This window comes from Prevotella pallens ATCC 700821 (genome assembly GCF_000220255.1).
Taxonomy (GTDB): Bacteria; Bacteroidota; Bacteroidia; order Bacteroidales; family Bacteroidaceae; genus Prevotella; species Prevotella pallens.
Map to the genome: position 1 here is coordinate 2,001,822 of NZ_GL982513.1, position 21,009 is coordinate 2,022,830.

Consider the following 21,009-nt stretch of genomic DNA (forward strand, 5'->3'; position numbering starts at 1 on the left):
AATAAAGCAACAAATAAACAGCTTAAATAATTAATTAATATTAATATATTAAGTTTTATTTTGTTTTATTCATAGCTTTTCATTACCTTTGCACTGTGTTTAGGACAATATCACATTGATTTATAAAACAACCGACTTATCTCGTAGAAAGTATTTAGTAAATCATTCTATTTGTCACAGTAATAGATTAACACTGTATAAAATAAACTCAAAAAGTAAATTTCAAGAGAAAAGAAAACTAAATAAATAATTGATGGTGATGAAATGTAAAAATGAAAAGATGGGCTATGTTATGCCACAGACTATTATTTACACTTTAGTTGGCGAATGCCCTATCTTAGCTGGTAGTCCTCCTGTTAGTACAACTCCAACGGTAGTTGACCTTACAGAGGACAATGAAGATACAGACCTCGTACCAGAGAATTGATTAAGAGATGTTGTCTATTTAAATGTAAAAACAAACAAATTACCAACTTATGAAGTTTAATAATATTCGCAAGTGCTATGCTGGACGCAAATCAACAGCGGCACTCACGTTTGTATGTCTTAGTGGACTTACTGCTTTTGGGCTGACTTCTTGTTCAGATAATGAACTTGATTCTACTGACAGTAGCCACAATGGCGCTGCCGTAACATTCCAGGTAACAACAACCGACAAGCAGGCTCAACAGGCTGCAAAGGCTAACCCAGCATTGGCAATGACGCGTGCAGGCTTCGCAAATCAACTGAATATACAGGGATTAACACCAGAAGACCTTGCAACACGCAAAATTGAAATTCCGGGTAACAACAAGTATTGTATTATAGAGAGCACAGTTGCTGGTATTGACAACGAATTAACGAACACCGACGCAGTAGCTACTCGCGCTAAAGTTACCACAACAGCAACTCTTGGTAAGTTCTCTACTATCGCTTATCGTGGTACTTCTGCAGCAAGCATCAGCACAACTCCGTGGTTCTATAATGCAGAAACAAATGCAAACGGTACACTCGCAAATACTCAGCTATGGTCATGGAGCGAGCCATACGCACGTTTCTATGCTGTTTATCCACAGGTTACAACTACTGACCACAGGCTAACACTTGCTCCATCAAGCAACACTTCAACTCCATACGTGAACATTGAGGTTGAACCAACTGTACAGAATCAGAAAGATTTGATGACTGCTTGTTCTGGAACAACACCTATTCAATATACTACGTTTGGGACGGCACCTGCTGTTCCTTTGCAGTTCCAACATGCAATGACAGCTATTCGCTTCAAAATTGGCGACCGCTTATCAGGCTTTCATCATATTACAAAGATTGAGATTATTAACGCAAAGAGCAAAGGTAAGTTCACTTTACCTTCATCAGTACAGGCTACTACTGGTGCATCTTTCAACAGTGCATGGTCTGATGTTAGCACTCCTGCTACCTTCACTCTCGATGATATCAATGTTAGCACAGTAGGACACGTCAACGAGACTATCGTTGGTAAGGATAATGATAACTTCACATTCTACATGATTCCACAAACGTTGTCATCGGATGTCAAGGTAAAGGTTTACTTTGACAATCAAGCTTCTCCAGCTATCGTAGCACCATTCACTGGTACTTGGAAGGCTGGTACTACAAAGACATACGCATTGTCACAGTCGGCTAATAATCTCAAATATACCTTCGAAGCTACTCCTAATCCAAATGAAGCAGCAAACACAGAAGGTGCAACTACATCATATCAGATTACATCATACGTAGACGATGACAAGCAGCATCGTCCTGTTAAATGGAAGGTAGTTAGCTATGACGCTGATGGAGATGGTACCTTCTCTATGAGTGAGAAGCCTGATTGGCTGACTATTCCTAATGAAGGCAGAACTACAACGCAAGATGTTGAACAATATACTGCTACCTTCAACGCCAACCAACGTGATGTTTTGGCAGACTTCAACAACGCAATGAAGACTGCAGATCCTGTTACAAACTACAATCTTGCTAATGCTACAGGTGCAGCTGCAATAGAGAATACAGCAAACTGTTACATTATCAGTGCACCTGGTACATACCGTATTCCATTGGTTTATGGTAATGCTATTAAGGGAGGTGCTACTAACTCTTCAGCATATACCAGTTCTAAAACTAAAGTAATGGGTTCAGAAGAGTTCGTATTGCAGGAATTCGTTGATCATAACGACCACAAGATTACTTCTCCATATATCAACATACAGAACTCTGGAGACCAAGCAACAAAAGCAGAAGTCATCTGGGAAGATTGTCAAGACATCGTTACAGCCCCTGCGGTTACAGGAAGTGGCGCAGACTCTTACCTTACCTTTGAAATCAAGAAAGAGAACCTGCAGAATGGAAATGCTGTTGTTGCAGTAACAAATGCGACAGGTAAGGTTATGTGGTCATGGCACTTATGGTTTACTCCTAAGAGTTCTCTTAAGAAGATTCCATTTACCAGCGAAGGCTCTACATATAACTTTATGACTGATAACCTTGGTTGGAAATACACCAAATGGACAGGTGGACTTAAGCGTGAAGTTGTTGTTAAGATAGAACAGCAGGCTGAAACAGGCGAAAAGAAGACTGCTACTATTACGCTTAAGCAAGCTCCAGGCAATAATGTTCGCGAAGGATATGGAAATCTTTATCAGTGGGGACGTAAGGATCCGCTCCCTGGAACGGATACTTTCTATCCTAATACTGGTTACAAATTCAACGATGGTTATACTATAGTTGGTGATTCGCATGCAGAATACACTAATCCTGCAAATGTACAAAGGATGGAGAAACGTACCATCGGACTTAGTATTCGTGAACCGGGTATAATGCTACCTAAAGTAGGTGGTGGTAAGTTGAGCTGGATAAACCGTCAATACATCAACCTTTGGTCGGCTGATAACGATAAGATGTATGAATCAGAGACCGCTATAAAGAACGGTGTAAAGACTATCTACGACCCGTCACCAGTAGGTTTCAAAGTACCAGATGCGTATGCATTTAAGGACTTAAGCAAAGGTGGAGCTGTATGGGAGAATGGTTATACGCTCAAAGTAGATAATGACAAGGATATCTACTTCCAAGCTGGTGGATACCGTGATGGTAACGATGGAAAAATTAAAGGCGTAGGCGGTTATGCTATGTACTGGGCATCTGCTGCTTTAATTCATGGTACTGGTGGCCCTGGGTTCGCTTTCCGTGCTTTAATGACAAGCGTTAAATTTAGTATGCCAATTACAGATCCTGAAGGTTTTGGAACCCGCTCGTATGGCCTAGGTGTACGCCCGATAGCAGAGTAAACATAACTTTTCATAATTATATAATTACAGCCTCTCAGACGCAAGTTTGAGGGGCTGCTTTTGTATTATAAAATAGATAAACGTAAATTAGAGTGATAAGAAGGATTTTTACTTGTCTACTCTCCTTCCATATACCAAGAAAAGACAATTGCAGTTGCATTTACAACGTAGCAAAAACAACTAACAACGATAGGAAAATTAAGTTAGATAGGAAAATAAGCCATAACATCATTGCATTTTATTTATACTATTACTTACCCTATCACCTTTCAGTTTCTTGCCTCTATACAAAATAAGTGAGGCTATTTTAAACAGCAAATACAGCATCTACACTAACTAAATAGAACACCGCTAATACGCATAAAAATCTGTACTATATTGTTACTTTTCTTTCAGATATCTGTGAGTTGCGTCTCAGATATCTGTAACGTTCGTTTTAGATATCTGTCAGTTGCGTTTTAGACGTCATAAAAAATACGATATTTATAGTCGTGTATTATTTCCTGCTGAGACACTCTTAACTTCAGATTAAATAGGAATAAGAATGCACTTATTTTAGTGATAAGAAACTGTTTAGACGAAGTGGTAAGAAACACAACTCTACCTTACACAGACATATTGTCAGACGATAGCGACAGTATGACACTCATATTGTATTGGTACGAGTATTGTATTATACGAGGTATAAACATAAAAAATAAACAAATAAAATAGGAGATAAAATTATGATGTATAAGAATTCATGGTTACCAGAAGTATTTAACGACTTCTTTTATAACAACAATATGCCCAAAACAAATGCAACAGCACCAGCTATCAACGTATTAGAGAACGAAAACGAATACATTGTAGAGTTGGCTGCACCAGGCTTAAGAAAGGAAGACTTTGACATTAGTATTAATAACGATGGCGACTTAGTTATTAAAATGGAGAAGAAGAACGAAGTGAAAGATGAGAAAGCACACTACTTACGCAGAGAGTTTGCATACAGCAAATATGAACAAACACTTATTTTGCCAGACGATGTAAACAAAGACGAGGTTGGTGCAAGAATGAGTGATGGCGTGTTGAACATTACACTGCCAAAACTAAACAAGACTGTTCAGAAAGTAGCAAGACAAATTGAAGTTGGTTAATTCCATCTCATAATACGATTTCTACAATCACTTTAATGCTTCGGAATAGAAGCTTCCCTAAATAGAATGAATGAATAGTGATGATAATAGTTTATTCATAATATAATGAGAAATAATTGTTAGGAATAAAAGAATCCCCGAATGCGTGAGCACTCGGGGATTTTCCATTTCTTTTTTCCTTTCACTTCTATGCTATTGGTGATTAGCAAAACGAACCGCAGCCAATTCTTCATATTTAGTGTTGGGTTTTCCATAGTTTGCATACGGATAAATACTAATACCGCCACGAGGAGTGAAGATTCCTGTTACTTCTATATACTTAGGTTGCATTAGTTTTATAAGGTCTTTCATTATAATGTTAACGCAATCTTCGTGGAAATCGCCATGATTGCGAAAGCTAAACAAATAGAGTTTCAGGCTCTTGCTTTCTACCATACGTACATCGGGGACGTATGATATACGAATTTCTGCAAAGTCTGGTTGTCCCGTAATAGGACACAAACTCGTAAATTCCGGACAGTTAAAGCGCACCCAGTAGTCGTTATCCTGATGCTTATTTTCAAACGTTTCCAACACTTCTGGTGCATAATCCATTCTATATTTGGTTGCAGAACCTAACAACTGCAAGCCCTCTTCGTTTCGTTCCATAATAGTTTTGTTTATTTTTGTTCTATGTGCAAAGGTAATATATTGTTAGAAAACAGCAAACACCATCACGATATATTATACGCGAAGAGACTCTTCTCTATTCGCTTTAATGCTGATGGCAGTATTCGGATAGACTACGATCAGGAAAATCTTTCATATATTTATGAAAAAGCAGGTAATACACAAGACAGAAAGCCACTTTACAATTAGTATCGTAGGTATAAACAAAAATAGGAGATAGACTCATTATAAACGCCTATCTCCTATTCTTAACACTTACATTAGATTAGACCTAACTCAAAGAGAATATCCTCCAAATGCTGTAGTTTACACCTTCATCATAAACGTCTTCGCCTTCATATTGCTTTAGCTTCTTCACCACACGAATGGTAAGTGGTAGAGCAATCACCTCGTAAAGTGTCTTTAACACTACCTGCCAAAGCATTAGTTTCGGCAATTCGGGAGTAGGAACAACACCGCCTAATGCCAGTGGAAAGAAAATTAGAGAATCGAGACTTTCTCCTGCAATGGTACTCAAGATGGCACGCCATGAGAAATGTCGTCCACCATCACGTAGCTTCATCTTACTCATTACGTAGGCATTAGCAAATGAACCCACGATGAAAGCTACGAAAGAAGCTGCTGCTACACGTGGAGCAAGACCAAAGACAGCATGGAATCCTGCTTCATTAGTCCAATAAGGAGCACCCGGTATCCAGTCGCACAGTGCACCCATTGCCACAAAGAAGAAGTTCATTGCAAAGCCCGTCCATATCAACAGACGTGCTTTTTTAAATCCCCACACTTCACAAACACAATCGTTTATAATGTAAGAGATAGGGAATACGATGAGCCCACCCGTCAATGAGATACCTAATACTGATATTTGCTTTGTTTCGAGAACGTTTGCTGCTATCAAGCAAACACAGAAGAGGATGCTGAAAAGCATAAACAGCACACTCACTTGTTGTTTTTGTTTTATCATTGTCTTGTTTTGTTAAAGGGGGTTGAGCAAGTACCCCTATCATTAAAAGTGTGGCAAAGGTACAAAAAAAGTCTTAAAGAATAGTAGTTTTATCAATACATTTCTTTATTTTTGCACTTCAATTGTACACACTTTAGTTTATTTGGAGTGTTATTAACAAACCATAAAACAAAAAAGACTATATGAAGAAAATGTTTTTAGCAGCGCTTTTGGCTGCACAGACACTTACAGGATTTGCACAAGCGCAAGATTTCAAACCTTACGAAGAGAAGATGAATAAGCTCTATGCAGAGTTTACTGCGTTAAATAAGGAATATGCTACATTCCGCGGGAAAGACCCAAAAACCATAACCGATGCCGACAAACAGCAGATTGAACGCATTATGGCTAAGGGCGACTCGCTATCTGAAGCGCACACTGCACTTACATTAGAGATTATAAAGAAATTTAAAGACACTAAATATCCTGCGAAATATATTGCTGACGCATATTCAGGTTTCACTTACGACCAACTAAAGGAAGCTTTAGCACCAACGAGTGGCTATTACAAAGAAGAGTCGTTAAAAGAAGCAAAAGCATATCTCGCATCGTTAGAACTTCGTCGCCCAGGACTTATGTACACCGATTTGGTTATGAAAGATATGAACGACAAGGAAATTAAGTTAAGTCAGTTTGCAGGTAAAGGCAACTATGTGTTTGTTGATTTTTGGGCAAGTTGGTGTGGTCCTTGCCGTGCAGAAATGCCAAACGTGGTTGAAGCATACAATAAATATCATTCAAAAGGTTTAGAAATTGTTGGCGTTAGCTTCGATCAAAAGAAAGATGCGTGGACAGCAATGGTAAAGAAACTTGGTATGGAATGGCCACAAATGTCGGACCTAAAGGGCTGGCAATGTGAAGCTGGAAAGGTTTATGGCATTCGTTCTATTCCTTCAAACATCTTGTTAGACCCACAAGGCAAGATTGTAGCAAGCGACTTACGTGGCGAAGAGTTACAGAAAAAGTTAGCTGAGATTTACAAATAAACTACACCAAACTATAAAAGAGCCTCATTGAACTATGCTGTTTAATGAGGCTCTTTTGTTTTAAAGAGTAATGAAACTAAGCTATACGCTATTGGGGTCTGACATAAACACATAAACTGCCAAATGCTTAATGTAGAAACACATAACGTTGTATTGTATCGTTATTGCACCATTAAACATATTCGTTAGCAACGAAAATGCTTTCTGTTTCTATATATTTACCCAAAAGCAATTTCACTATAGGGCAACGTCCATCAATGTTTTGTTATCGCTATACACCTTCGCGCAGAAAATCTAAGGCATCTTTTATCTCCTCTTCGGTTGCAGTTCTGTTTATTACTACAGAGCCTAAGTCGTGCAATAGACTGAAGTTTATGTTGTTTCCTGCATTCTTTTTATCGTGTATCATTAAACTAATGAGCGCATCGTAATCGTCGCAAGTAATGGGCAGTGTACCATAGTTGTTGCGTATGAAATTAACCGTCTGCCGCATAATAGTTTGAGGAAATCCTTGCTTTATTGCCGACAGATAAAGTTCGCAAACCATTCCGTATGCCACAGCATAACCGTGCAAAATGGGGTGCCGTGTCATAGCCCACTCTTCAAAAGCATGTCCAAATGTGTGACCAAAGTTCAATGCTTTTCTTATTCCTTGTTCGTGGGGGTCTTGCTCCACTATTTGCTCTTTTATAGCTACACTTACCTTTAGCATATCTGATAGTTGGTGCAGATTAAACGTAGCAGTATCAAAGTTTAGTAGTGTTGGTAGCAATTTTCTTTCAGTAATCAAACCATGTTTTAGCATTTCAGCATATCCACTTAATAAATTCTCATGGTCCAGGGTTTCTAACCATTGTGTGTCTATTATAACAGTTTTGGGGAAAGCAAATGCTCCTATTTCGTTTTTCAATCCACCAAAGTTTATACCAGTTTTGCCACCTACACTAGCATCTACCATAGCCAACAACGTAGTTGGTACATTCACGAAATTAATGCCACGCTTGAATGTAGCTGCGGCAAATCCCCCAATATCGGTTACCATTCCACCACCAAGATTTATAAGCATTGAATATCTGGTGGCCTTTGCTGCTTGCAAAACCGTCCATACACAAGATAACGAAGTTAGGTTTTTGTTTACATCTGCACTTGGAATAGTTATGGGTTGTGCCTTTTTAAGACATTCGAAGTGCTTTATTCTGTTATAGCACATTCTAATTGTAGTGTCGTCGGCAAGAACAAATATCTTATCGGGGTTACATTTTGCTATAGAATCTGAAAGACTTTGCTCGAATTTATGTGTAAAAACAATTTGCTGTTTCATTCTCTTCTTTTATTTTAATTGCTCACAAATGTAATGCTTTTCTTTGTGTTCTCGGTAGCTTTGGCTGGCTTTTTTATGTTTCAATGGAAAAGAGATGGAGATATTCTAAGCAAGAATATAGTTGTTATGAATTGTTCTTTTATGCAATATAGTATCGAAAAGAATATTGTTTATTGGGCTATTATAATAACACGCAAATTAGAACAATGCAGAATAAAAAATTTTATATTACGCAGCCGAAGAAACATATTTCGAGTATTAGAGTGTGAGATAACAAAGGTTGTGTTTTATTGTGTTATCTAAGCTGAAAATGATAGATATCTAAAACGAACGTTACAGATATCTGAAACGAACGCGACAGATATCTGAGACGAACGTTACAGATATCTAAAAAAAGAGTGCCTACATTTTACAGACTTTTATAAACATTAGAGGCATTCCATTTAAGTAGTGTGCAGACAGTAGGCACAGCTTATAATTCTCCCACCCTCTTTCTACTATACGTTCGTTGTACGTGTAGTATATATAAACAAAAATAGGAGACAATGTGCCTTGCGGTCATTATCTCCTATTTATAAATTTCATATCCGTATTAAACCACTTTACTTAACCAACTTTAAGTCATAATTAAGATCTTTTGTTGCGGCTTCTTCCAACTGGTCGTTCACCATACGAAGCGTAGAGTCGTTTGCTTGCAAGAAGTAGAGAGCATCATCTTTACCAGTAGTAAATTTGTAGCCTACTTTCTTTTCGCCTTTAACGTCTTTCTCTATCTTTTCTGCTTTACCTGTATAGTTGAGCACCTTATCTTTACCATTTTCAGCCTTTAAATAGGTTTCTTTTAAGCTAAAACCGTTTGTGCTGTCATTTGCCAATGCAATCTCGTAGCGGATACCTGGTCCATCGGCTGCAGGCACTTCGCCCGCATAACGCATAGAGTCAGTAGCCTCTACCTTTGTTGTATCTCCTGCTTTTGCATTAGCATTTTGTTTTCCCTTCTGCTGGCAAGCAACCATTGTGGCGCAAACTGCCATTAAAATGAATACTTTCTTCATATCTTTATTGCTTTAAAAATAATGGGTGCAAAGATAAACCATAATCCTTTATATCATCAAACTATTTCTGTTAATTACGTTTAATCTAATAAAATATGACATAACTCAAGGCGCTATAGTCGTATATTAAGGCATTTTATACAGTTATTTGTAATTCTTACTTATGTCTGTTAGCCCTTTGTTGTCTATACTTTGCTTTCTGCTTTGCACTTCCAGAACCATGAGCACCTGTTATGTATTTCTTTTTCTTTGCTTTAGTTTTTATTTTGCCATCATCGGCTTTGGCTTTAGGCGCTCCTCTGAAAACCATTCCGTTTTCTATAATCTCGTCTATATCGCTCATACTTTGTATACTTAGTCAATCTAGCTTATATTTTATTAATGATGGAACAAACGTACACCTGTAAATGCCATTGCTATGCCATACTTATTACATGTTTCTATAACATGGTCGTCTCGTATGCTGCCTCCAGCTTGAGCAATGTATTCAACACCACTCTTGTGTGCACGTTCTATATTGTCGCCAAAGGGGAAGAATGCATCTGAACCTAAAGCCACTTGCTTGTTCTGTGCAATCCATGCTTTACGTTCGGCTAAGGTTAATGGTTCTGGCTTCTCAGTGAAAAATAACTGCCATGTTCCTTCTTGTAAAAGGTCTTCGTACTCATCAGATATATAAATATTGATAGAGTTATCGCGGTCGGCACGGCGTATTCCGTCTTTAAAAGGAAGATTCATTACCTTAGGGCACTGGCGCAGCCACCATTCATCAGCTTTACTGCCAGCCAAACGTGTACAATGAATACGACTTTGTTGTCCTGCTCCTATACCTATGGCTTGTCCGTCTTTAACGTAACATACCGAATTGCTTTGTGTATATTTTAGCGTAATAAGCGCTATAACAAGGTTCCGACGAGCCTCTTCTGGGAATATCTTATTTGTAGTAGGAATATTTTCGAAGAGTTTAGGATCGTCGAGTCGAATCTCATTTCTACCTTGTTCGAAAGTAATGCCAAACACTTGCTTACGTTCTATGGGAGTTGGTTTATAGATAGGGTCTATCTTTATTACATTATAGTTGCCTTTACGCTTCTTTCTTAGTATTTCGAGAGCCTCTGGCGTATAGTCGGGAGCAATAACACCATCGCTTACTTCACGATTAATCAGTCGTGCAGTAGCTTCATCGCAAGTGTCGCTTAGCGCACAAAAATCGCCATACGAACACATACGGTCGGCACCTCGTGCACGTGCGTATGCAGAAGCAAGCGGCGTAAGCTCGAACTCCACATCGTCTACAAAGTAAATCTTTTTTAGTGTTTCGCTCAATGGTAACCCAATAGCAGCTCCAGCCGGGCTGACATGTTTAAACGATGCAGCAGCAGGCATACCTGTAGCATCTTTCAGTTCTTTTACCAATTGCCAACTGTTGAGAGCATCAAGGAAGTTTATGTATCCTGGACGACCATTTAAAACTTCAATAGGTAATTCACCTTCGGTTACAAATATACGAGAGGGCTTTTGGTTGGGGTTACAACCATATTTAAGTTCTAATTCCTTCATAGTTTTAATGATATGTATGTGAATGATAGCCGTTTATTGTGTGCAAAGATAGACAAATAAAACGATATTTTTAAACTATTGTACTATATTTTTATGTATTGCGTGTCAGAACACAAATATAAAAGAATTTAAATTATTGTTTAGCTTTTTTATGAAGTGCTCTCGCTTTAATGTAACCATTTATATATATCTTTGCCGACAAAATGACTTAAATATTACGATATGAAATTAAGAATATTACCTTTTTGTATAATATCTATGTTGTTTGTTAGTTCAATGTTATTTGTTGGCTGTGCAGGTTTATCTAAAAAAAGCAACACTGCAAATGTTGATACCATTAACATAATAGGAAGATGGACTACTGATGCTCCTAACGACTCTGCTGTTAAGATTGGCATTGAACTAAAAGTAAACGGTGTGGCTTCGTCTATTAATATGCCGACTTTGCCGTACGACCATTGGAAGAAAGTGAATGACAGCACCGTTGCTATTCACGGAACAAGTGTTTTAGATGGAGAGAAGACAGAACTCACTGACACTTTCGATATAGATAAAACAAAGCAAACACTAAACCAACGTGGTAGTGATATAGTATATAAACGTGCTAATTAATAACAATTAAGTATATAGAAACAATGAGAAAATTATTGAATTTTGTGTGGCTCTTGGCGATAGCCTTAAGTGCTACCACAGTATTTACGTCGTGTAGCAAAAACGAAGATGATCCGAACAGAAGCGAAGAAAGAGAAAAAGGAACAGTAGAGGTAAATCCTGCAAAAGTTTTTATTAACGGAATGCCAAAAGCTATAGACGGCTATATATTAACTTGCGATTCCAAAGGTCGATTGTCTTCATTATACAACAAAGAAGAGAAAGAAACTGTTACATTTGAATACAAAACCAATGTTTTAGGTTCTACAGATGAGCCTAACGTTGTGATGACTATGCGCGAAGAAAATGAGAAGACTGTGTACAACTTGTTTCTGAATAAAGATGGATTTGTGAAATACTGCGACGAAATTGAATACGAAAAGAACAAGACCTATAAGAAGGCTACATGGAACTTTGAATACAATTCTGACGGACAACTTGCTAAAGCCATACAATCTAAAGATGGATTTAAAACTTTGTATACCATTATATACAAAGATGGAGACGCTGTAGAATCAATAACCAAATCAGAGAAAGAAGGTAAAGAAACAGACCATTACAAAATTTACTATACTTCGAATAAAGTAACTTCGCCTATAGCAAACAAAGGTTGCATAATGGCTTTCGATGGAGGATTAGGTGTAGATTTGGAGGACTTCCAGAATGTATATTTTGCTGGAATGTTAGGAAAGGCAACCAAGCATCTGCCAATATACAACATAGATAAAGATAACAATATGACCAGTTTTGAGTGGTACTTCGATGCGAATGGATTTCCCATTAAGGTTGTTGCTAAAGATGATGACGACAGAGAAGACTCAAACATTGTTTGGTAAAGAGACAAGGAATAAAAATAATAGATTAGTTTAAATGCGCAAATATAGATACTACAGTTCTATTGCTTTTATATCTAAATCTTTATTTTTAGAATAACTTAAAGCGCAATTTAAATATTGATTATAACATAAGATACAAATAACAAACAAACTGAAAGATATGAAGAAAATTTTTAATTCTATGTGGGTATTGGCGCTTGTCTTAACTACATCAATGGTATTTACTGCGTGTAGTGAAAAGAACGATGATCCAAACGAAGAGGTAGAACAGGGAAAAGTTGTTGTTGATCCAGAGAATGTTTTTGTTAATGGTCTTCCTAAATCTATTGGAGACTATACTATTGACAAGAATTCTAAAGACCAGGTTGTTTTCATCTATAATCAGAAAGAGAAAGAATATATTACCTTTGAATACAAGAACAAAAACTTAGGTGCTACAGAAGAGCCTAATGTGGTGATGTCGGTAGAAAATAAAGGTTACAAAATGGTATATAATCTATTCTTAAATAAGTATGGATATGTGAGATATTGCGATGCTATAGAGTATAACACAAGCAACAATATTTATACAGAAAAAATAGACTTTGAATACAACAAGGATAGACAGCTTACTAAGATTGTTGAAACAGTTGGTGGATATAAGACAACAAGTTCCATTACCTATAAGAATGGCGACGCTATAGAGACTTCAGAAGTATCGCAAAAAGAAGGTAAAGAAACTGCTCATTGTAAGATATACTACACTTCTGACAAAGTAACTTCGCCAATCGAAAACAAAGGTTGCATTATGGACTTTGCCCACGGATTAGGTTTAGGTAACGAAGACTTAGCGTTTATTTACTATGCTGGAATGTTAGGAAAACCTACCAAGCATTTGCCAATATTTAGTATAGATTTAGAGAATAATAAATCAACTTTCAGCTGGGCATTGAATAGCAAGGGCTTCCCAACATCGTTTATACGTACATATAATAATGATAAATATGAATATACTATTGTTTGGTAAGAATAAAGCTAAAGTAATATAAAAATAAGCAAGAGGCAACGAAGCAAATGTTTCGTTGCCTTTGTTGTTGTATAAGCTGCTTAGTTTATATTGTTTTACAGATAGAGTTTGGTAGCGTTTCTTGTTACATCTCTTCCTGATTATGCTGAGTTCTAGCAAATTGATAGCATTGTTCATTGGTATTTTTAGTGTGAAGATTATTTTGAGAATCTTCAGTTTTTAGGCGGTTACTTCTTTATTGCTTATGGTGCACAGCAGAGAAAAGGTGCACAATTATAAGCTACGATTATTGGTTTCTTAGCTATTAAATAGAACGTTTTAAATACTCAAGAAAGATTGTTAAATGTAGCCCTTTTGTTTCAGATATCTGTCGCATTCGTTTCAGATATCTGTCGCACTCGTTTCAGATATCTGTCACGTTCGTTTCAGATATCTGTCGGTTAGTAATTAGATATCATAAGCAATTACACCTTTCATTGCCATATTTTGTAATATATAAAAGATATTTATTCGGCTGAATATTAATGGGGGTTATTATCTAGTATATTCTAACCTAAACATCATTAGAATCTATTAGACAACTATGTGTTAGCGCATATTTTGCTATAACACCCTAACAAGGGTTATTTGTTTACCTTCTTGTTAGGGTGTCGTATAATATCCTTATCAGGGTATTCTATATTGTTTGCTAATATGAGCAATGAGAGATATTACTTATTAGCAGCAGGAAGTCCTTCGTATATCTGTAGCCCGAATTCATTTACATAAGCATAAACGTGTTCAAGTATATCAGATATTTTCTGTTCGAATTCTATTCCATTAGTTGTGTTCAAGAAGAATACGAGTTCTATTGGGATCCCGTTCTGTGTAGCTTCCAATTGGTGTATAAGTAAGGTTGCCGACTTATTTACATCGTTGCGTTTCTTTAAGTATTCTGCAACGTAGCGACGGAAAAGCCCAACATTCACCGTTTCGCCTTCAATCTCCTGTTGTGTTACCATATTTTTGTTTAACAAAGCTTGCTTTGCATCATCGGTCAGAATACGAATGCTACGTACATCGAAATATATTTTCTTGCAAACTTGTCGCATGCCACTATCCATCATTCCTTTCCAGTTTTTAAACGAGCCATTAACCAACGTTAGAGGCGAAACAGTAGTGTAAGTGTTATCGAACTGCCGCACTTTCACAGTGGTTAGCGTTATATCTACCACGTTACCATCTACAGGCGTACCGGGAACAGTAATCCAATCGCCCACGTGCACCATTTCGTTGCTTGTAAGACGTATACCTGCAACTAATCCCTGTATTGTGTCTTGGAAAACCAACATTAAGACGGCAGAAGTTGCACCCAATCCTGCAAATAATGTCATAGGGTTCTTGTCGATTAAGATGCTAACTACAACAATAACTGCTATAAAAATAACAATGATGCGAAGAACGCCAAGAAACGAACGGAGGTATTGACTGCTTGTGCTACCTTCTTGTTGACGCAGGGAGCGCAGACGGGCTATAACTTGTAACACTAAACGGGTGGAGTTTATGGCAATATAAACAGCCGTAAGCCGTAGTAAAGTATCTTCTACAAATGGATATTGAAAGAAAATCTTTGGTAAGAGTTTCCAAATAACTACGGCAGGCACTATATTACAAGCTGTATATAGAACAGCCTTATCGAACAATATAGAATCCCACTCGATATTTGTTTTCGAAGTTAGTTTTGTTACTAAAGGAACAAGCACCTTGCGGCAAAGAAAGCCTGCAAGGAAAGCAAAAACGAACACAATTACTACTAACAACGCATGGCGTATTATATATGCAGCGGTGTACTCTACGTTTAGCGATACAAGTATGTGTTCTATAAACTTACTAATAGTATGCATAATGTTTAGTTTTGGTTGGTTATTTTATGTTGATGTTGTTATATACTATTGGCTCAATGCCACACATACTTTATTCTGCAAATTGCGCATTGGTCCTTGACGCATACCACCATTTACAATAATAGAGAAGCAGAGTCGATGTCCATTAGATGCAGTGAGATAGCCCGCTAACGAACTTACGCCAAACACCGTACCAGTCTTTGCGTGCACATTTCCTTGTGCTGGTGTGCCACGCATACGTTTTCTTAACGTACCGTCTATTCCAGCAATGGGGAGAGTTGGTAATAAGGTGTTATAAATATCTGGCTGACCGTAAGCAAAGCGAAGCAACTGCACTTCGAGTTCGGCACTAACATAGTTGTATAGCGAGAGTCCAGACCCATCGGCTATATTGTAGTTTGCAGGCGATAAATCTAACTTGCGTATAAGTGCGTTCACTTCTTTACGTGCCTGCTTTGCTGTGTTCCATTTGCCTCCACTGACAGCTGCCAATTGGTAGAACATTGATTCAGCATAGAGGTTATTACTTTTCTTCATCATAGTGTTCATTACCTCGCCAATGCTATGTGTACACGCTGTAATGAATGTTGCACCAGTAGATGGCAATACACGTTCGCCCATCACTCCACTGGGTTCTACTCCAATTTCGCGCAATCGACGATAAAGCGTACTAACAAAGTTATCGGTAGAGCCTAAAAGTAGTGGAAAAAGCTTTGGATTCTTATCGTCCCAACACCAGCCATTGCCCAATTCATCTCTGTCTTTAAACGACAGATCGGCATAGATATTGCCATCTATCTTCGTAATATTTAAAGCCTTAATGGCTTGTGCTATGGCGGTAATATCGGCATTAGACACCAATGGGTCCATACCTCCCACACAATATATGTCGCCATTAAGCACGTGTGTAGAATCGTTTATACTTCCTGTATAGTATATATTTGTACGATAGTTGTAGTTCGAACCTAATCGATACAGTGCAGCAATAGCTGTTACACACTTCATTGTTGACGCTGGGCGCATGTGTATTCGCTCGTTATACGCATAGAGTTGTTTATCGTCTGTCAAGTCCCATACCATTAAACCTATCTGCATAGTAGATGCTATATCTGTATGCAATATAGTGTTTAATCGGGTTGTTATATTTTCTTGCCACGACAAACTATTATTAGTTTGAAAAGGAAGAACAGCATCTTCGCCCTCTTCATCGCTATCGTTAGGTTCTTCGGTATAATTGGTAGATGTTTGTGGTGGCACACCGTACAATATGTGTGCTACTTCCACGCTATCTATATGCACCTGTGCCTGTAGCGGAAGAGCCAACAGAACACTTAGCATTAGAACCTGAAAGTGTTTTAGTTTCATAACAAATTGTGTATTGCGGTAATGAAGGCTTTACAATTATGGGGTTGTAAGCTCACCACCTTTCCATTCTTTAGTTCTATTAATACATAACTACCAATGCGAAAAGCTAAAGGAAGTTTGCTTACATTGGTTATATCCGCAATGTTTATGTATTTAGTTCTCGCTACCCTACCTTGTTTCACAATCAGTTGCTTATCTGTAATAACATAACTGGTGTGCAATGCACGATCTAAAGCTATAGTTGTGAGTACCAAGAATAGCACACCCAAAACCACCAAGGCTGGATTGCTGCGATGCCAAAAACCATAGAGTGTTCCCATTAAGAACAATATAATAGCGCACCACTCTAACGGCATTACACGATGATTAAATGTTCTTATCATTATCTTCAGGGTAGTGTATGTTCATCTTATACTATTTATAATGCTGCTACAGTTTTATAGTCTCAGCATTATTGAATAAGTTTTTCTTGCTTTAATATAGCCTCAATAACCTGAGGAAAATGCTTCATTTCCAAAACGTGTTCCTTAGCTGCAATATCGTCAGGTGTATCATCGGGTGTAATAGGAGTACGAAACTGTGCAATAATTTCACCACCATCGCACACAGGGCTTACCCAATGGACAGTCATTCCTGTTTCGGTTTCGTTTGCTTTTCGTACAGCTTCGTGCACATGATGCCCATACATTCCTATGCCTCCAAACTTAGGTAAGAGTGCTGGGTGTAAGTTTATCATACGATGTTGATAAGCAGAAATAAGCCAATCGGGTATCATTAGCAAGAAGCCGGCTAACACAATGAAGTCTATTCTATAGTCTGCCATAAGTTTCATAACCATCTCTTGGTTATTAAACTCAGCTTTCGGCAATACCTTTGTTGGTACATTCAGCCTTTGGGCACGTACAAGTGCATAGGCATCGGAACGATTGCTAACTACTAAAGCTATATTAGCCTGCTTATTGTTTTGGAAATACTGGATAATGTTTTCGCAATTACTGCCACTACCTGATACAAATATTGCTATGTTCACCATATTATATATATAATGTGTTATTTACTCCTCATCGTCTTCGAAGTCGTCAAAGCCAAAGAGTGCAGGGTCTACAAATGCATCGAGCTGTCGTCTGTCTTTCTTAGTTGGTCTACCAGTACCACGTGCTCGGTCTACAAAACCACTGATACGACTCATTTCTAAAAGTTCGTATTGCTTAGCATCGGTAACGTTTTTATATACTTCGGGAATTAGTTTTGCGCCTACACGCTTCTCGATGGTTTGCAAAACCTCGAACGAATAAGTAATAGGGGGTTTCTTAACGTTTATAATCTCTCCCACTTTTATAGTATGCGAGGGTTTTACATTAGTACCACTAATAGTTACACGTCCATTTTTACAAGCGTCAGCAGCTATGCTTCTTGTTTTAAATATACGTGCAGCCCAAAGCCATTTGTCTATTCGTGCAACATCTGTCATTATTTCTTACCTAACTTGTTGTATTGATTCATTGTGTTGTTAATGCCAGCAAGCACGAAACTTTTAATAATTTCTGTTGCAAGGTCTATACTGGGTTGAAGAATTTTCATATCATCTTCAGTATATTTTCCTAATACCCAATCTACCTGCCCTCCCTTAGGATAATCGTTGCCGATACCCATTCGGAGACGTGCATAATTCTGACCAATTAGCTGCTGAATATGCCCCAAACCGTTATGCCCACCATTAGAGCCATTTGCTTTCAGCCGAAAAGCACCTAACGGCAGAGCAAGTTCGTCGGACACAACAAGCAACCGACTTTCGTCTATTTTCTCGCTGTTAAGCCAATAACGTACGGCATTGCCCGATAGGTTCATAAACGTGGTTGGCTTTAGCAATATTATCTTTCGCCCTTTAAGGGTAGTTTCTGCTATATATCCGTAACGCTTATCCTCAAAAACAATATTGGACGCCTTAGCAAAAGCGTCCAATACCATAAATCCTGTGTTGTGGCGAGTTCCCTCGTACTCACGCCCAGGGTTTCCCAAGCCACATATTAGATACTTGTCCAATATTATTTGTTTCGTTTTTAAAGTACATTCAGATAGCTCACAATAGTATATTAACATCGAGTTAATTAACTGTTCTGACTTTTAAAGACCACCGTTCAAACCGCTATTATCTGATGCCCTAAAATTTCAGATATCTGTTTCGTCCATTTTAGATATCTGTTTCGTTCGTCACAGATATCTGTCGCAATAGTTTTAGATATCTGTTTTATCGGTCATAGATATCTACTATTCAAATACCTTTAATTTAATGGTCAGACAGGTTCTATATGTCTTTACAGAATTACTATAAATTGCTATCTAAACTTTTATTGTCTTACTCAGCTGCACTGCCATCGCCTTCTTCGTCATCAGTAGATGCAGAAGCAACAGCGTTACGAGTGTTCTTAATTGAACAAACAACAACATCTTTTGATGTTACAAGCTCAAGACCCTCGAAGCTCAAATCGCCAACTTTAATACTCTTACCAATACGAAGTTTAGTAACGTCTATATCAAGAGTCTCTGGAATTTGTGCGTATGGAGCCTTAACATCTATCTTACGAATAGACTTATTCATACGACCACCATCACGAACACCTTGTGCAAGACCAATATGTTTAACAGGAACACCCATAACAATTGGCTTAGTCTCGTTTACTTCATAGAAGTCGATATGCAGAATAGCATCAGTTGTTGGGTGGAACTGTATTTCTTTCATAATAGCTCCATGATTCTTACCATCTATATTAAGCTCTACAAGATAGATGTGCGGAGTATAAACCAATTTGCGCAACTCTGACATTGGAGCTGCAAAAGATAAAGCAACAGGCTTACCATCTGCGGTGGCTTCACCATAAAGGTTACATGGAATCATACCTTCCTTACGGAGTTCTTTTGAAGCTTTCTTTCCTGTAGCTTCACGTTTCTTACCAGAAATAAGAATTTGTTTCATTTTTTTGTTGTGTTACTCTAAATTAATTAATTATTTAATTCGCCATCACACACTGATATTGCTAAAATAACAAGTCGAGAGACCTAACGTCTGCCGTTATCAATTTGTAAAAAGCGGTGCAAAGTTATATCTTTTCGATGGAATGTACAAATATAATAATAAAAAACAAGAAAATAATGGTATTCTCTTGCAAGTAACGAGGATTTTTTCTACATTTGCAGAACATAACAGATTCACACAAAACACAATTTTTATACGGCAATGGTAAATAGAGATTTAATAAGAATAAAGGTCGTTCAGCTAACCTACGCTTACTATCAAAATGGAGAACGCAATATTGATAAAGCTGAAAAAGAATTGCTTTTCAGTCTGTCAAAAGCGTATGGACTTTACAATTACTTGCTATCTCTCATAGTTTCAATAACACAAGAAGAGCGTCGTCGTGTAGAGATATTAACAAACAGAGCACAACGCGAAGGTACAGAAGTTCCTTCTGCTCGGTTTGCCTACAATAAATTTGCAGTACAACTGGAAGAAAACAAACAGCTAAACTTGTTTATTGAAGGACAAAAGTATCGCTGGGAAGATGATATGGAGGCTGTGAGAAAACTGTGCGATCAGATAGAAGAGAGCACTATATACAAAGAGTATATGGGAAGCGATGACGATTCGTATGATGCAGATCGTGAATTATGGCGAAAAATATATCGCACACTTATTCAAAGTAATGAAGACTTAGATGCTATTCTAGAAGAAAAGAGCTTGTATTGGAACGATGATAAAGAAATTGTAGACACATTCGTTATCAAAACTATTAAACGTTTCGATCCCGCAAACAAAGCTAATCAGGAATTGCTGCCAGAGTTTAAAGACGAAGAAGATAGAGACTTCGCTGTGAAACTCTTCCGTGCCACAATATTGAACGCCGATTCTTATCAACGATATATGAGCGAAACAAGTAGAAACTGGGATTTCTCACGTTTAGCATATATGGATGTTGTTATAATGCAAATTGCCATTGCTGAAATGCTTACATTCCCCAATATACCACTATCGGTTACAATTAACGAATATGTGGAACTTGCCAAACTTTATAGCACTCCACGAAGTGGTGGTTATATAAATGGAATGCTTGATGCTATAGCACGCTATCTTATAGAGACAGGAAAAATGTTGAAACAAATACCAGAACATAGACAGCAACAGCACAGAAACAATAACCGTTAAGAACAGTAACGAGTAAATACTCGAAAAACGGTTATACTGAAGAACTATTC

The 21,009-nt window shown here is 37.7% G+C and carries 21 protein-coding genes; 8 read left to right on the forward strand and 13 right to left on the reverse strand.

Annotated elements, in window-relative coordinates; translation table 11 throughout:
• Positions 1 to 259 precede the first annotated feature (259 nt).
• The 3 genes from HMPREF9144_RS13550 to HMPREF9144_RS07825 all read left to right on the forward strand — a co-directional run bounded on the left by HMPREF9144_RS13550 (position 260) and on the right by HMPREF9144_RS07825 (position 4,423).
• Positions 260 to 427 carry a hypothetical protein gene (locus tag HMPREF9144_RS13550; RefSeq protein WP_169310315.1) on the forward strand — a complete coding sequence of 56 codons (168 nt, stop codon included), beginning with the start codon at positions 260 to 262 and terminating at the stop codon, positions 425 to 427.
• 49 nt (positions 428 to 476) lie between these two features.
• Positions 477 to 3,287, forward strand: a complete 2,811-nt coding sequence (locus HMPREF9144_RS07820; RefSeq protein WP_006045408.1) for a fimbrillin family protein — start codon at positions 477 to 479, stop codon at positions 3,285 to 3,287.
• Positions 3,288 to 4,015: 728 nt separating this feature from the next.
• Positions 4,016 to 4,423, forward strand: coding sequence for an Hsp20/alpha crystallin family protein (locus tag HMPREF9144_RS07825; protein ID WP_040595421.1), 408 nt, complete (start codon positions 4,016 to 4,018; stop codon positions 4,421 to 4,423).
• Positions 4,424 to 4,615: 192 nt separating this feature from the next.
• On the opposite strand, the gene queF is transcribed toward HMPREF9144_RS07825, so the two are convergent.
• Both queF and HMPREF9144_RS07840 read right to left on the reverse strand, forming a co-directional pair.
• On the reverse strand, positions 4,616 to 5,071 hold the full coding sequence (gene queF / locus HMPREF9144_RS07830; protein ID WP_006045411.1) for a preQ(1) synthase: 456 nt from the start codon (positions 5,069 to 5,071) through the stop codon (positions 4,616 to 4,618).
• Positions 5,072 to 5,363: 292 nt separating this feature from the next.
• Complete coding sequence (locus HMPREF9144_RS07840) at positions 5,364 to 6,056, reverse strand: queuosine precursor transporter (protein WP_006045413.1); 693 nt, start codon at positions 6,054 to 6,056, stop codon at positions 5,364 to 5,366.
• Positions 6,057 to 6,238: 182 nt separating this feature from the next.
• Here HMPREF9144_RS07840 and HMPREF9144_RS07845 point away from each other — a divergent pair, with 182 nt between their 5' ends.
• On the forward strand, positions 6,239 to 7,081 hold the full coding sequence (locus tag HMPREF9144_RS07845; protein ID WP_006045414.1) for a TlpA family protein disulfide reductase: 843 nt from the start codon (positions 6,239 to 6,241) through the stop codon (positions 7,079 to 7,081).
• A 271-nt stretch (positions 7,082 to 7,352) separates the two neighbouring features.
• Here HMPREF9144_RS07845 and aroB read toward each other — a convergent pair whose 3' ends face one another.
• From aroB to HMPREF9144_RS07870, 4 genes are all read right to left on the reverse strand, one after another.
• Complete coding sequence (gene aroB, locus HMPREF9144_RS07850) at positions 7,353 to 8,402, reverse strand: 3-dehydroquinate synthase (RefSeq protein WP_006045415.1); 1,050 nt, start codon at positions 8,400 to 8,402, stop codon at positions 7,353 to 7,355.
• A gap of 602 nt (positions 8,403 to 9,004) precedes the next feature.
• Positions 9,005 to 9,457, reverse strand: a complete 453-nt coding sequence (locus HMPREF9144_RS07860) for a copper resistance protein NlpE N-terminal domain-containing protein (protein WP_006045418.1) — start codon at positions 9,455 to 9,457, stop codon at positions 9,005 to 9,007.
• A gap of 157 nt (positions 9,458 to 9,614) precedes the next feature.
• A complete protein-coding gene (locus HMPREF9144_RS07865) occupies positions 9,615 to 9,800 on the reverse strand; it encodes a hypothetical protein (protein WP_004366450.1) in 186 nt (61 codons plus the stop codon).
• Between the two features lie 35 nt (positions 9,801 to 9,835).
• Entirely contained in the window at positions 9,836 to 11,017 is a 1,182-nt protein-coding gene (locus tag HMPREF9144_RS07870) for a phosphoribosylaminoimidazolecarboxamide formyltransferase (protein WP_006045419.1), read from the reverse strand.
• A 222-nt stretch (positions 11,018 to 11,239) separates the two neighbouring features.
• Here HMPREF9144_RS07870 and HMPREF9144_RS07875 point away from each other — a divergent pair, with 222 nt between their 5' ends.
• The 3 genes from HMPREF9144_RS07875 to HMPREF9144_RS07885 all read left to right on the forward strand — a co-directional run bounded on the left by HMPREF9144_RS07875 (position 11,240) and on the right by HMPREF9144_RS07885 (position 13,510).
• Positions 11,240 to 11,629: a lipocalin family protein gene (locus HMPREF9144_RS07875; RefSeq protein WP_245944573.1), complete on the forward strand. Its 390-nt coding sequence runs from the start codon at positions 11,240 to 11,242 to the stop codon at positions 11,627 to 11,629.
• 23 nt (positions 11,630 to 11,652) lie between these two features.
• Entirely contained in the window at positions 11,653 to 12,504 is an 852-nt protein-coding gene (locus HMPREF9144_RS07880) for a DUF4595 domain-containing protein (RefSeq protein WP_006045421.1), read from the forward strand.
• A gap of 160 nt (positions 12,505 to 12,664) precedes the next feature.
• A complete protein-coding gene (locus HMPREF9144_RS07885; protein ID WP_006045422.1) occupies positions 12,665 to 13,510 on the forward strand; it encodes a DUF4595 domain-containing protein in 846 nt (281 codons plus the stop codon).
• Between the two features lie 710 nt (positions 13,511 to 14,220).
• Here the strand turns inward: HMPREF9144_RS07885 and HMPREF9144_RS07890 are convergent.
• The 7 genes from HMPREF9144_RS07890 to HMPREF9144_RS07920 all read right to left on the reverse strand — a co-directional run bounded on the left by HMPREF9144_RS07890 (position 14,221) and on the right by HMPREF9144_RS07920 (position 19,732).
• Positions 14,221 to 15,393: a mechanosensitive ion channel family protein gene (locus HMPREF9144_RS07890; RefSeq protein WP_006045423.1), complete on the reverse strand. Its 1,173-nt coding sequence runs from the start codon at positions 15,391 to 15,393 to the stop codon at positions 14,221 to 14,223.
• A gap of 45 nt (positions 15,394 to 15,438) precedes the next feature.
• Positions 15,439 to 16,758 (reverse strand): D-alanyl-D-alanine carboxypeptidase/D-alanyl-D-alanine endopeptidase, encoded by a 1,320-nt coding sequence (dacB, locus tag HMPREF9144_RS07895; protein ID WP_006045424.1) that lies wholly within the window; start codon positions 16,756 to 16,758, stop codon positions 15,439 to 15,441.
• On the reverse strand, positions 16,755 to 17,141 hold the full coding sequence (locus HMPREF9144_RS07900; protein ID WP_040595423.1) for a PH domain-containing protein: 387 nt from the start codon (positions 17,139 to 17,141) through the stop codon (positions 16,755 to 16,757). Before HMPREF9144_RS07900 ends, dacB begins: the two co-directional genes overlap by 4 nt.
• Positions 17,142 to 17,209: 68 nt before the next feature.
• Entirely contained in the window at positions 17,210 to 17,791 is a 582-nt protein-coding gene (gene purN / locus HMPREF9144_RS07905; protein ID WP_006045426.1) for a phosphoribosylglycinamide formyltransferase, read from the reverse strand.
• Positions 17,792 to 17,812: 21 nt separating this feature from the next.
• Positions 17,813 to 18,229, reverse strand: coding sequence for an RNA-binding S4 domain-containing protein (locus HMPREF9144_RS07910; protein ID WP_006045427.1), 417 nt, complete (start codon positions 18,227 to 18,229; stop codon positions 17,813 to 17,815).
• Positions 18,229 to 18,801 carry an aminoacyl-tRNA hydrolase gene (gene pth, locus HMPREF9144_RS07915; RefSeq protein WP_040595659.1) on the reverse strand — a complete coding sequence of 191 codons (573 nt, stop codon included), beginning with the start codon at positions 18,799 to 18,801 and terminating at the stop codon, positions 18,229 to 18,231. Before pth ends, HMPREF9144_RS07910 begins: the two co-directional genes overlap by 1 nt.
• A gap of 313 nt (positions 18,802 to 19,114) precedes the next feature.
• A complete protein-coding gene (locus HMPREF9144_RS07920; RefSeq protein WP_006045429.1) occupies positions 19,115 to 19,732 on the reverse strand; it encodes a 50S ribosomal protein L25/general stress protein Ctc in 618 nt (205 codons plus the stop codon).
• A gap of 261 nt (positions 19,733 to 19,993) precedes the next feature.
• On the opposite strand from HMPREF9144_RS07920, the gene nusB reads away from it, so the two are divergent.
• Positions 19,994 to 20,959, forward strand: coding sequence for a transcription antitermination factor NusB (gene nusB, locus HMPREF9144_RS07925; protein ID WP_006045431.1), 966 nt, complete (start codon positions 19,994 to 19,996; stop codon positions 20,957 to 20,959).
• Positions 20,960 to 21,009 lie beyond the last annotated feature (50 nt).

What these genes read in the sequence shown, in the direction of transcription:
- HMPREF9144_RS13550 (WP_169310315.1), top strand. Translation starts at nt 260, where the DNA reads ATGAAATGTAAAAATGAAAAGATGGGCTATGTTATGCCACAGACTATT.
- HMPREF9144_RS07820 (WP_006045408.1), top strand. Translation starts at nt 477, where the DNA reads ATGAAGTTTAATAATATTCGCAAGTGCTATGCTGGACGCAAATCAACA.
- HMPREF9144_RS07825 (WP_040595421.1), top strand. Translation starts at nt 4,016, where the DNA reads ATGTATAAGAATTCATGGTTACCAGAAGTATTTAACGACTTCTTTTAT.
- queF (WP_006045411.1), bottom strand. Translation starts at nt 5,071, where the DNA reads ATGGAACGAAACGAAGAGGGCTTGCAGTTGTTAGGTTCTGCAACCAAA.
- HMPREF9144_RS07840 (WP_006045413.1), bottom strand. Translation starts at nt 6,056, where the DNA reads ATGATAAAACAAAAACAACAAGTGAGTGTGCTGTTTATGCTTTTCAGC.
- HMPREF9144_RS07845 (WP_006045414.1), top strand. Translation starts at nt 6,239, where the DNA reads ATGAAGAAAATGTTTTTAGCAGCGCTTTTGGCTGCACAGACACTTACA.
- aroB (WP_006045415.1), bottom strand. Translation starts at nt 8,402, where the DNA reads ATGAAACAGCAAATTGTTTTTACACATAAATTCGAGCAAAGTCTTTCA.
- HMPREF9144_RS07860 (WP_006045418.1), bottom strand. Translation starts at nt 9,457, where the DNA reads ATGAAGAAAGTATTCATTTTAATGGCAGTTTGCGCCACAATGGTTGCT.
- HMPREF9144_RS07865 (WP_004366450.1), bottom strand. Translation starts at nt 9,800, where the DNA reads ATGAGCGATATAGACGAGATTATAGAAAACGGAATGGTTTTCAGAGGA.
- HMPREF9144_RS07870 (WP_006045419.1), bottom strand. Translation starts at nt 11,017, where the DNA reads ATGAAGGAATTAGAACTTAAATATGGTTGTAACCCCAACCAAAAGCCC.
- HMPREF9144_RS07875 (WP_245944573.1), top strand. Translation starts at nt 11,240, where the DNA reads ATGAAATTAAGAATATTACCTTTTTGTATAATATCTATGTTGTTTGTT.
- HMPREF9144_RS07880 (WP_006045421.1), top strand. Translation starts at nt 11,653, where the DNA reads ATGAGAAAATTATTGAATTTTGTGTGGCTCTTGGCGATAGCCTTAAGT.
- HMPREF9144_RS07885 (WP_006045422.1), top strand. Translation starts at nt 12,665, where the DNA reads ATGAAGAAAATTTTTAATTCTATGTGGGTATTGGCGCTTGTCTTAACT.
- HMPREF9144_RS07890 (WP_006045423.1), bottom strand. Translation starts at nt 15,393, where the DNA reads ATGCATACTATTAGTAAGTTTATAGAACACATACTTGTATCGCTAAAC.
- dacB (WP_006045424.1), bottom strand. Translation starts at nt 16,758, where the DNA reads ATGAAACTAAAACACTTTCAGGTTCTAATGCTAAGTGTTCTGTTGGCT.
- HMPREF9144_RS07900 (WP_040595423.1), bottom strand. Translation starts at nt 17,141, where the DNA reads ATGATAAGAACATTTAATCATCGTGTAATGCCGTTAGAGTGGTGCGCT.
- purN (WP_006045426.1), bottom strand. Translation starts at nt 17,791, where the DNA reads ATGGTGAACATAGCAATATTTGTATCAGGTAGTGGCAGTAATTGCGAA.
- HMPREF9144_RS07910 (WP_006045427.1), bottom strand. Translation starts at nt 18,229, where the DNA reads ATGACAGATGTTGCACGAATAGACAAATGGCTTTGGGCTGCACGTATA.
- HMPREF9144_RS07920 (WP_006045429.1), bottom strand. Translation starts at nt 19,732, where the DNA reads ATGAAACAAATTCTTATTTCTGGTAAGAAACGTGAAGCTACAGGAAAG.
- nusB (WP_006045431.1), top strand. Translation starts at nt 19,994, where the DNA reads ATGGTAAATAGAGATTTAATAAGAATAAAGGTCGTTCAGCTAACCTAC.